The sequence below is a fragment of the Pirellulales bacterium genome, from assembly GCA_035499655.1.
Classification (GTDB): Bacteria; Planctomycetota; Planctomycetia; order Pirellulales; family JADZDJ01; genus DATJYL01.
In genome coordinates, this window is record DATJYL010000063.1 from 1 (window position 1) to 10,806 (window position 10,806).

Annotated in this window: 10 protein-coding genes; 4 read left to right on the top strand and 6 right to left on the bottom strand. The window is 58.7% G+C overall.

The annotated features are described in order from the left end of the window. Together VMJ32_04420 and VMJ32_04425 are read left to right on the top strand one after the other, a co-directional pair. Nucleotides 1–998, top strand: a 998-nt coding sequence (locus tag VMJ32_04420) for a phosphoglucosamine mutase (protein ID HTQ38245.1), incomplete at its 5' end; no start/stop codon positions are given. A gap of 103 nt (nt 999–1,101) precedes the next feature. After that, nucleotides 1,102–2,154: an oligopeptide/dipeptide ABC transporter ATP-binding protein gene (locus VMJ32_04425; protein ID HTQ38246.1), complete on the top strand. Its 1,053-nt coding sequence runs from the start codon at nt 1,102–1,104 to the stop codon at nt 2,152–2,154. A 37-nt stretch (nt 2,155–2,191) separates the two neighbouring features. Here VMJ32_04425 and VMJ32_04430 read toward each other — a convergent pair whose 3' ends face one another. From VMJ32_04430 to VMJ32_04450, 5 genes are all read right to left on the bottom strand, one after another. Continuing rightward, nucleotides 2,192–2,572 carry a hypothetical protein gene (locus VMJ32_04430; protein ID HTQ38247.1) on the bottom strand — a complete coding sequence of 127 codons (381 nt, stop codon included), beginning with the start codon at nt 2,570–2,572 and terminating at the stop codon, nt 2,192–2,194. 142 nt (nt 2,573–2,714) lie between these two features. Beyond that, nucleotides 2,715–3,326 carry an RdgB/HAM1 family non-canonical purine NTP pyrophosphatase gene (gene rdgB, locus VMJ32_04435; GenBank protein HTQ38248.1) on the bottom strand — a complete coding sequence of 204 codons (612 nt, stop codon included), beginning with the start codon at nt 3,324–3,326 and terminating at the stop codon, nt 2,715–2,717. Nucleotides 3,327–3,436: 110 nt separating this feature from the next. Beyond that, nucleotides 3,437–4,531, bottom strand: a complete 1,095-nt coding sequence (locus tag VMJ32_04440) for a hypothetical protein (protein ID HTQ38249.1) — start codon at nt 4,529–4,531, stop codon at nt 3,437–3,439. 222 nt (nt 4,532–4,753) lie between these two features. Continuing rightward, a complete protein-coding gene (gene mtaB, locus VMJ32_04445) occupies nt 4,754–6,073 on the bottom strand; it encodes a tRNA (N(6)-L-threonylcarbamoyladenosine(37)-C(2))-methylthiotransferase MtaB (GenBank protein HTQ38250.1) in 1,320 nt (439 codons plus the stop codon). A gap of 117 nt (nt 6,074–6,190) precedes the next feature. Next, a complete protein-coding gene (locus tag VMJ32_04450) occupies nt 6,191–6,553 on the bottom strand; it encodes an ATP-dependent Clp protease adaptor ClpS (GenBank protein ID HTQ38251.1) in 363 nt (120 codons plus the stop codon). Nucleotides 6,554–6,702: 149 nt separating this feature from the next. On the opposite strand from VMJ32_04450, the gene VMJ32_04455 reads away from it, so the two are divergent. Beyond that, entirely contained in the window at nt 6,703–8,076 is a 1,374-nt protein-coding gene (locus tag VMJ32_04455; protein ID HTQ38252.1) for a dipeptidase, read from the top strand. Nucleotides 8,077–8,359: 283 nt separating this feature from the next. Next, nucleotides 8,360–9,640: a serine--tRNA ligase gene (serS, locus tag VMJ32_04460; GenBank protein HTQ38253.1), complete on the top strand. Its 1,281-nt coding sequence runs from the start codon at nt 8,360–8,362 to the stop codon at nt 9,638–9,640. Nucleotides 9,641–9,752: 112 nt separating this feature from the next. Here serS and VMJ32_04465 read toward each other — a convergent pair whose 3' ends face one another. Then, nucleotides 9,753–10,724, bottom strand: a complete 972-nt coding sequence (locus VMJ32_04465; GenBank protein ID HTQ38254.1) for an ABC transporter ATP-binding protein — start codon at nt 10,722–10,724, stop codon at nt 9,753–9,755. Nucleotides 10,725–10,806: the final 82 nt, after the last annotated feature.

The window sequence follows — 10,806 nt, forward strand, 5'->3', positions numbered from 1 at the left end:
TTCCCGCTGTGGCCGGAGAAAAAGTCATGAGCGGTTACCGGAATGCTGCGTTTCCGCCGAATCCACAGCATCCATCGGGCAAGGTGCAGCGATTGACGAAATCGTGGGCGCGGCATATTGAACTTGTGCTATCTCTGGCAAACGTGGAACAGATTCGTAAGCGGTCGTTTCGCGTGCTGCTCGATTCCAATCACGGGGCGGGCGGCGTCGTGGGGAAATTACTTTTGGAATATCTGGGATGCACTGCGTCACTGTTGGGCGGCAACCCCGACGGCCTGTTCGCGCATCCGCCGGAGCCGACGGCGGAGAATTTGGCCGGTGTAACGCAGCAAGTGGTCGACAATAAGTGCGACATCGGTTTTTGCCAGGATCCAGATGCAGATCGGCTGGCGGTGATCGACGAACGGGGCCGCTACATTGGCGAGGAATACACGCTGGCGATTTGCGTCGAACATGTGCTGCGCGAGCGGCCCGGGCCGGTAGTGACGAATTGTTCGACCAGCCGGATGACCGAAGATTTGGCGAAAAAATACGGCGTGCCGTTTTATCGTTCGGCGGTGGGCGAAGCGAATGTGGTCGATGCCATGCTGAAACACGGCGCAGTGCTGGGCGGCGAAGGGAACGGCGGCGTGATCGATCCGCGAGTGGTAATGGTACGCGACAGTTTCACTGCGATGGCACTGATTTTGGATGCGATGGCCGCCCGGCAAATGCCCGTGAGCGCGCTGGCGGACGAATTGCCGCGGTATGAAATTTGTAAGACAAAAATTTCGCTCCCCAAGGAAAAGCTGGCCACAGGACTAAACGCACTCGATCGGCATTTCAAAGATGCCCAGCCTGATCGGCTCGATGGCTTGCGGCTCGATTGGCCCGACAAATGGCTGCTGGTGCGGGGAAGCAATACGGAGCCGATTGTGCGGGCCATTGCCGAAGCGCCCACGGCTGCGGAAGCGGAGCGGTTGTGCGACGAGGCGACTAAAGTCTTGCGAACAGTTTAAAACCGAAAACGATTCCACCCCTCACCCCAGCCCTCTCCCACAAGGGGAGAGGGAGAATAAGGCGAGGCCCCGGTCGCGGTGTTGGCGAAAATGTGAGTTATCGATGTCCAGTATTGTTGCTAAACCGCAAGCGGATTCAAATCAATCGGCCGCTACGCCGCTGTTGGAGGTGCGCGATCTAAAGGTTTATTTTCCATTTCAGCGCGGACATTTGTGGCGCAAAGAACATGGTTTCGTACGGGCGGTTGATGGGGTGAGTTTTACGGTGCGCTCCGGCGAAACGTTGGGATTGGTAGGCGAATCGGGCTGCGGTAAATCGACCACGGCCCGGGCGATTTTGAATTTGCTGCACGGCGGCGGCACGCCGGTTCGACTTGGTGGGCAAGTGCTGTGGCAGGGACAGCGCATCGACGGGCTGGGCGACGCCCAAATGCGGCCGTATCGGCAGCAAATGCAGATGATTTTTCAGGACCCGTTTGCGTCGCTGAATCCGCGGATGACGGTTGGGGCGATTGTGGCCGAGCCGATGCACATTTTTCGGCTACACGAACCGAAGCGGCGAAAATTGGAAGTGCTGCGGCTATTGGACATGGTGGGGCTGAACCCGCGGTTTTTGAATCGCTATCCGCACGAATTTTCCGGCGGGCAGCGGCAGCGGATTGGCATTGCGCGGGCCTTGGCGGTGAATCCCAAGCTGATTGTTTGCGACGAGCCGGTTTCGGCGCTGGATGTTTCGATTCAAGCCCAGGTCATCAATCTGCTGACCGATTTGCAACGGCAGTTGGGATTGGCGTATGTGTTTATCGCCCACGATTTGTCGGTGGTGCGGCACATTTCCGACCGGATTGGCGTGATGTACCTGGGACGAATTGTGGAATTGGCCGATGCGGCCACGCTGTACCGGCAGCCATTGCATCCGTACACGAAGGCGCTATTGTCGGCGGTGCCGATACCGGACCCGGCGGTGGAGCGGCAACGGCGGCGAACGGTACTGAGCGGGGACGTGCCTTCGCCGGATCAAGAATATGTGGGTTGTCGATTTGCAGATCGCTGCCCGATTGCGGAGCCACCGTGCCGCAACATCGATCCGCCGCTGGAAGGCACGGCACACCAAGTGGCGTGTTTGGTGGCGAATCGGGAGCGGCAGAACAATTGAACCGCAGAGACACGGAGAGGAAGCAAAAGCAGCACCCTCACCCCGGCCCACTCCCGGAGGGAGAGGGAGAATTTTTTGATTGCCGCAGCACGCCGCAGGCCATCCAGGCAATGACGGCATACAGCGCGGACAGCGGTACCAGCAAACCGACTACGCACGCTGGAAAATAATCTCGCAATAGCACGAGCAGCGGCGCTTCGGGGCTTTTGGGAACCGCGCGCTGCACGGGGCCGTGGCTGCCGTCTTGCTGGGCGGCTTCGGCTCGCCACTGGTTCCAATCCAATTGTGACTGCGACGTGCTCAGTTCCGGCACCATGCTTTCTCGCACCAGAAACATGCCGACCAACACCGCCGCCGCAAACACAAAATAACCGATGGTCACAAGAGCGATGACGATTTTGGGCGTATGCGACGGCATGGCGTGATTTATTTTACCTAAGAGCGCATCCAAAAAGCATCGGTCGACCTGGTAGGAGGGGAATGCTTTCCCCGACAGCCTCTCAAAGCAGGGTTCCATCGGCGAAAGGATTCGCCTCCTACAAAACTTTTCGGACACGTCCTCATCGCCACTGGCCGCTGTCGACCAGCCGCAGCATGGCGGGAATTAATTGACGGATAGCCCGGGCACGGTGGCTGAGGGCGGCCTTCACCGCCGGGCCAAGCTCGCCGAAGGTGCGGTGATATTCTACGATTTCGAACAGTGGGTCGTAGCCGAAGCCGCCTGTGCCGACGGGTTCAAAGCGAATTCGGCCATGGCAGTAACCATCCGCCTGGGCCTGAATTGTTCCAGCCGGATCGGCCAGCGTGGCGTGGCACACGTAATGGGCGGTGCGTTTTTCCAGCGGCGTTTTGCCAAGTTTTTCCAGCAGCAGGCGGTTGTTCGATTCGTCGGTCGCTCCGGGGCCAGAAAAGCGTGCGGAATAAACGCCCGGCGCACCGGCCAAGGCATCGACGGCCAGGCCGCTGTCTTCGCCCAAGACCCAACACTTAAGATGCGCCGCCTGCCCGCAGGCTTTCAGAGCGGCGTTGGCGGCAAAGGTTTCGCCTGTTTCGGCAACTTCGATTGCGGCGGGCAGATCGGCCAGGGTGAGCAATTGAAAGCCCCAGGGCTGAAGCAGTTCGGCCAGTTCGAGGCCCTTTTTGCGATTGTGCGTGCCGAGAACAAGCTGCATGGAAGAACAAATCGCGAGAGAACCGAGCGCGGTTCGAATTGACCGCGGCGATGTCCTTCACCCTAGACCATTGGCCCAGGCTCGACAAGCGGGAGCCGAAGTACGTTTGCTTACAGCTTGGCGTGCATGCTGCGCTGGTAGTCGGCGCTGATGGAGCGGCGGGGGACTTCAATGGGCTTGGGCGCGACGTCGAAGGGCACTTTTACTTTGAAGCCTTCCAGGGCGATGGATTTGGCTTCGATTTTTTTGGTGGGGTCGCGCAACGCCTGATCGTCGCCGAATACGTTGATGATTTTTTGGACCGTGGGATCGAGCTGCAGGGTGCCGTCGGGGCGCATGGCGCCGAGCGAATCGAAGCTGCCGACGCAGACCATGCTTTTATCGCGATCGTGGAATTCGTAAGCCTCGTAGCCTTTGTTGCGCAGGGCGAGGGTCATTTCGTGCGCTTTTTCCGCCGCTTCAATCAACTGGCTGCGGAGGGGCTTCCCTTTTTCCACATCCTCGATTTTCCGCTGGTCGATCACCGCATTGCCGCTGAAGGTGGCGATTTGAATGCTGTATTTGCCGGGGCAATCGAGCAAGCTGTTGGGCACGTCTTTATTCAAGTCGAGCACAAACTTGTCGACCCCCTTGCCGGAAAAAAATTCCTTGGGCAACAGCGGATTGGTGACCACCATGGCCAGGGCCAGGGGGGCGGTTTTGGCGGTGTCGGCGCCATCGGGCGCGGGCAACATTGGATCTGGATGAATGGAGGCGGGCTCCAATTTTTTAATTTTTTTGAGAATGGATTGGGCGGCGGGATCGTCCACGGTGTCGAAATCGCCCACCAGGACGGCGGTTTCCTGGATGACGCCGCCGGTTTGGTAGTGCATCATCTTAGGAGAGCCATCGGGATTGAAACCCAGGCCGCGCTCCGGCTTGCTGTAATCGAAGGTGCGCTGGTAGCTGTACGCGGGCAGCTTGTATTTGGAACGCAGCTCGTAGACCAGGGCTTGGGCATCTGCGGTCGATTTTTCGCCCCGGAAGGTGTAGGCCAAAATCATCCAGGGACCGTTTGTTTGTGCGACGGGATAGCTGTTCCCCTCCCCGGCGTCAACTTTTTTAAACGGCAGCAGCGAATCCCAGGGCGAGGCGGCGCGCGCAGAAGGGAGGATCTGGAAATCATCGCTGAGAGCGAAGACTGCCACGATTGCTAGCATGGCCATGGCAGGGCCTAAACAAAGGGGGCAACGATTGCGACTGGATAACTGGCTCATGGAATTCACTTGCCCTGGGGAGCCTAAAAGTAACTGTGACAGCGCCAGCGGCTCGGCGTCACCCCTGGAAGGTGGCCGAAAACCGCGGGATTTTTAGGAAAATTGGGGTCGAAGTGTAGCGAATGCTGCGCGGCTTTTCCAGAGGGATTTGATGCTAGCGCTGGGCTAGATTTACTTGTTCACAGCCTGAAGGGAGCCGTCGGCCATGTCGCCAGCGATGATCGTCGCGAATTGCTTGCGCATCGATACATTGCCGGGTAGCTCCACCGGGGCGTAGCGGCAGGCGGTGCCGACCATGCGGCCGGGGCGTTCGGAGATGGGCGATTCGATCAGCACCCGCAGCGGCATGCCGCGCAGAGATTGGTAATAGCGGTCGCGGAGTTTGGTTTCCAAGGCGGCTAACTGTACCAGCCGAGCCGCCTTCACAGGCGGGGGCACTTGATCGGTCATCTCGGCCGCGGGAGTTCCCCGGCGCGGGCTGAATGGGAATTGATGGATTTTGGAAAAGCCGATTTCGCGAACGACATTCAGAGTGGCGGCGAAATCGGCGTCGGTTTCGCCGGGGAAGCCGACGATGACATCGGTCGTGAAAGCGGGCCGATCGAGCGATTGCTGCACCAGCCGGCAGCGGTCGACAATTCGTTTGGAACACCAGCGGCGGCGCATGCGGCGCAAAATTTCGTCTGAGCCGCTTTGCAGCGAAACGTGCAAGTGCGGGCAAACCTTGTCCGGATAGGCCGCCATTACGGCGATCAGTTCGCGGGTGACTTCGGTGGCTTCGATGCTCGACAGTCGAATGCGAAAATCGCCGGGCAGCTGGGCAATGCGCTGGACGAGATTCGCCAGGCGAATCCACTCGTGCTTGGGCCGGTCGTGATTCCATTCCACGCCATAATGGCCCAGGTGAATGCCGGTGAGGATCATTTCGCGATAACCGCCGGCGACCAACCGCTGCACTTCGTCCAGAATATGCTGGACGGGGCGGCTGGCAAAATGGGGGCGCACTTGCGGGATGATGCAAAAGCTGCATCGCAACAGACAGCCATCCTGCACTTTGACGTAAGCCCGTTGGCGGTTGGCGTACGTGCTGATGCCGGTGGGCACATCGACAATGCCGAAGCGGCCGAGCAGATCGGGGAGTTCGCGCTTGTCGGTGATGACTTCGGCCACACCGGGCAGTGCGGCCACTTCGTCGGGCGCGCGGGTGGCGTAACAGCCCATCACGATGATCCGCGTGCCAGGATTGCGGGCCGCCAACTGCCGGATGGTTTGGCGACTTTTGGAATCGCCTTCGTGCGTGACGGTGCAGGTGTTGACGAGGCACAAATCGGCGGGTTCGTTCACCGCCGCGTCTTGATAACCGATTCCGGCGAGCGCTTGGCGGACGAATTCGGTTTCGTACTGATTGACCTTGCAGCCCAGCGTGACGGTGCGCAGGCGGGGTGGAGGCAGCGGTGAGGAGTGAGGGGTGAGGGGTGAGGGGTGAGACATATATCAACCGGCGACTTTGCTAAACCGCAAGCGGATGGATTTTTCTACGCGCCTTTCGTCCCGCGCCTTTCGTCCCGCGAAGTCCCACGCCCCTAGGCCGTCGTCCCTCATTCCGATTCATTCCGCCGGTTCAATGCTGGCCGACATCGAGCCTTTGCAGCCGGCGATGAGATCGTCTTTGCCGAAGGCGTGAATTTGGTCGCGCTTCAACTCGGCATGCTCGCGCGTGGTGGTGAGCACGATGACGCGGCCTTGCGTGTCGACTTCGTTGGCGATTTGCGTCCCTTTTTCCACCGGGTAGCCGAACAATTTTTGCATCATGTTGATGACGTAGGTGTAGGTGTGATCGTCATCGTTCCACAATATCACGTTGTAAGGGGGCTGCCGCTTGGGCTTTTTCTTTTTGTCGGCCGATTTTTGCGGAACCGTTTCCACGGCGGGCGCTTCGGCAACAGCGGCGGCAGATTGTTCGGCGGACATACAATTCTCCACACGTTTTCAAGCTGCCCTATTGCTACACGGCCCGCGCAGTAGGTTTGCCCGGATAGGCGCTTTCGCCCTCCACAGGGTATTATTGCGGCTGCCGCCTGCCAAGGGCAACGTGGGGTAGCGAAAACGCGGGAGCCAAAATGCCGAATCTCGACGAATACTTGATCGCCAACGCCGAGCGGTTTGAAGCCGAGCTGTGTGATTTGCTGCGCATTCCCAGCGTGAGTGCCGACAGCAAGCACAAGGCCGACGTGCGAAAGGCCGGCCAGTGGGTGCTAAAGCAGTTTGAATCGCTCGGCTTGAAGGCGGAAATGATCGAGACGGCCGGGCATCCGCTGGTGTATGCCCAGTCGCCGCCGGTGGCCGGGGCGCCGACGGTGTTGGTGTACGGCCATTACGACGTACAGCCGCCTGATCCGCTCGGCGAATGGCTTTCGCCGCCGTTTGAACCGACGCGCCGCAATGGCAATTTGTACGCCCGGGGCGCCACCGACGACAAAGGGCAAATGCTGACGCACGTGAAAAGTGCGGAAGCGTGGCTGAAAACCGCCGGCAAGCTGCCCGTGCAGTTAAAGTTTTTGATCGAGGGGGAAGAAGAAGTCGGCAGCGAGAACTTGTATCAATTCATCGAGGGCGCGAAAGAGAAACTTCGCTGCGACGTGGCGGTGATCAGCGATTGCAGCCAGTTCGGTCCCGGGCAGCCGGCTATCACTTACGGCCTGCGCGGCCTAACTTATTTCGAGTTGCGGCTGCAAGGCCCGAAGCAAGATTTGCACTCCGGCACGTTTGGCGGCGGCGTAGTGAACCCGGCAATTGCGCTGGCGAAAATAATGGCCACGCTAGTCGATTCGCACGGACGGATTACCGTGCCCGGGTTTTATGACGCCGTATTGCCGCTTACCGATCGGGAGCGCAAACAATTTGCCTCGTTGCCGTTCAACGAAGCGGAATTCATGAAGCAAATTGGCGTCAGTGCAGTCGGCGGCGAGGAAGGTTACACCACGCTGGAGCGGCGCTCGGCCCGGCCGACGTTCGACATCAATGGGCTGACCAGCGGCTACCAAGGCGAAGGAGCGAAAACGATTTTGCCGGCCAAGGCCAGCGCGAAATTCAGCTTCCGCCTGGTGCCGAATCAGGACCCCAAAAAAATCGGCCGCTCACTGGAAACGTATTTGCGAAAGCTGTGTCCAGCAGGCGTGACCATGGAATTGATTGATTTCAGCGGCGCGCCCGGCGTCGTGGTGCCGCTGGAAAGTCCCTATGTGGCTGCCGCCGAGCGGGCGATTGAACACGGCTTCGGCAAAGCGCCGGTTTTTATTCGCGAGGGCGGCTCCATCCCTGTCGTTTCTGACTTCCACGAAAAATTGGGAGTCGATACGCTACTGTTCGGCTGGGGTTTGGACGACGACAACACGCACAGTCCGAACGAAAAATTCTGCCTGGCCGATTTCCACCGCGGCATCAAATCCAGCGCCCGGCTGTGGCAGGAACTGGCGGCGGTTAAACCGAAATAATTTCTCGCGCAGAGACGCAGAGAACGCAGAATAAAATCACAGTGCACAAGGAAGTTGTTAATCAAAAGACCACAGATAAGCACGGATGAAAAGGATAAACACAGATTAAAAACACTGTAATTGTTGGCAGGCAGGTGGCAATTTCGGGTGTATTTTGAATCTGTCTTATTTTGTTCATCCGCGTACATCTGCGTTCATCTGTAGTCTTCTTGATCATCCACATCGTTTGATGTTGTTTTTTATATCGCTGATAAGAAAACGAAACTTTTAGCGTGAATTCAATATGCTCGATCGAAAGTTTGTGGTTGAAAATGCGGCGGGGGTGAAGGAGAACTGTGCGAAGCGCGGGGCGAAGGCCGACGTTGACCGCTTTCTGGCCCTTGAAGCTGAGCGGCGGAAGCTGCAAGCCAGCATCGAACAGCTCAACCAGCAAGCGAACGCGGTCAGCAAATCGATCGGCCAGGCGAAAGACCCGGCGGAGCGCGAAGCCCGGAAGGAAGAAGGCCGCCGGCTGCGGGACCAGGTGACGGCAGGCGCCGAGCAATTAAAAAAAATTGCCGACGAGGGAGACGACATTTTGCGGCAGATTCCGAATCTGACGCATCCCAATGCGCCGGTCGGCGGGGAAGATGCCGCACGGGAAGTGAAGCGCGGCAAAACGCCGTTGCCGAAGTTCAATTTCAAGCCGCTGGACCACGTGGCGCTGGCGGAAAAATTGAACCTGATCGATTTTGACGGGGGGGCGAAAGTCGCCGGGCATGGCTTTTACTTTCTTAAGAACGACGCCGTGCTGTTGGAATTGGCGCTGCAGCAGTACGCGATTGACAAGCTGGTGCGCGAGGGATTCACGCCGACCATCACGCCCGACTTGGCCCGAAACGAAATCCTCAGCGGCATCGGGTTTATTCCGCGCGGTCCGGAAACGCAAATATATAGCGTCGATGGGACCGACCTGAGCCTGGTTGCCACGGCGGAAATTACTCTAGGCGGCCTCTTGAGCGACACGATTTTGGAAGCCGAGCAGTTGCCGATCAAAATGTGCGGCATCAGCCATTGTTACCGTACCGAGGCGGGCGCACACGGCAAAGCCACGCGGGGGTTGTATCGGGTGCATCAATTCACGAAGGTGGAAATGTTTGCTTTCACGCTGCCGGAGCAAAGCAATGCCGTGCTCGATGATTTATGCCGCTTAGAGTGCGAAATTTTTGACGGGCTGGGCATTCCGTACCGGGTGATCGACACGGCCAGCGGCGATTTGGGCGGGCCGGCGTATCGCAAGTTCGATTTGGAAGCGTGGATGCCAGGGCGCGGCGAAGCGGGCGAATTCGGCGAAGTGACCAGCACCAGCAATTGCACCGATTATCAATCGCGACGGCTAGGGATTCGCTTCAAGCACAAAGGGGAAAAAGGAACGCACTTTGCCCACACACTGAACGGCACGGCCGTGGCGATTAGCCGGGGGATCATCGCCGTACTCGAGAATTACCAGCAGCCGGACGGGAGCGTGATTGTGCCGGAAGTGCTGCGGAAATGGATGGGGAAGGACTGCATCACAGCGAAATGACGAATGACGAAGGTCTAATGACGAATGAATGACCAATGACCATCCCGGCGCGCCGGGACCAATGACCAATGATCACGGGCCATCGTATTGGTCATTCGTGCTTGGTCATTCGTCATTCTCCACGCACTGGATTGAAGCAGGCGTAGCGCACTTCGGGGTCGCCGGGGTAGAGGGGCGGCAGGTCGCGTGGGCAGCGGTCGATGATGTTGGGGCAGCGCGGATGGAAAGCGCAGCCGGTGGGCAAGTGAATTAAATCGGGGGGCTGGCCGCGGATGGGGGTCAATGCTTCCTTGGCCGTATCGAGCCGCGGGATCGATTGCAGCAAACCAAGCGTGTACGGGTGCCGGGGCCGGGCGAACAAATCATTGACCGGAGCTTCTTCCACAAAGCGGCCGGCGTACATCACGTTGACGCGGCGGCAAATGTTGGCCACGACGCCCAAGTCGTGCGTGATGAGAATGATGGCGGTTCCCTCGGCCTGTTGCAACTGTTTCATCAGCTCCAAAATTTGAGCCTGGATTGTGACGTCCAGCGCCGTGGTCGGCTCGTCGGCGATCAGCAGGGCCGGCTTGCAGGCTAAGGCCATGGCGATCATTACCCGTTGCCGCATGCCGCCGGAAAATTGGTGCGGGTAATCGTCGATGCGCCGAGCCGGCGAGGGAATGCCCACGCGCTGGAGCATTTCGATGGCGTGCTTGAGCGCTTGCTCGTGAGTGTGGCGCAGATGTAGCCGCGTCACCTCGGTTAACTGTTGCCCGATGGTGAGAAACGGGTTAAGCGAAGTCATGGGGTCTTGAAAAATCATGGCGATGCGGTTGCCGCGAATGTGCGCCAACTGGCGCTGCGGTAGGGCGAGCAGATTTCGGCCTTCGAACATGGCGCGGCCGCTGGTGATTTTTCCCGGCGGTTGCGGCACCAGGCCTAAGATTGCCAGGCTGGAAACGCTTTTGCCCGAGCCGCTTTCGCCGACAATGCCCAGCGTTTCGCCAGGCTCGATGGAAAGGGAAATGCCGTCGACGGCGCGGACTGTGCCATCGTCGGTACGAAATTCGACGCCGAGGTTTTCGATTTCGAGAAGCGACATACTTTTAGCCGCGAGGGCTTGCCCCGCGCTTGCCGGTTTAGCAGTTGCACGTTATTTGTTTTTCAACCGCGGATCGAGTGCG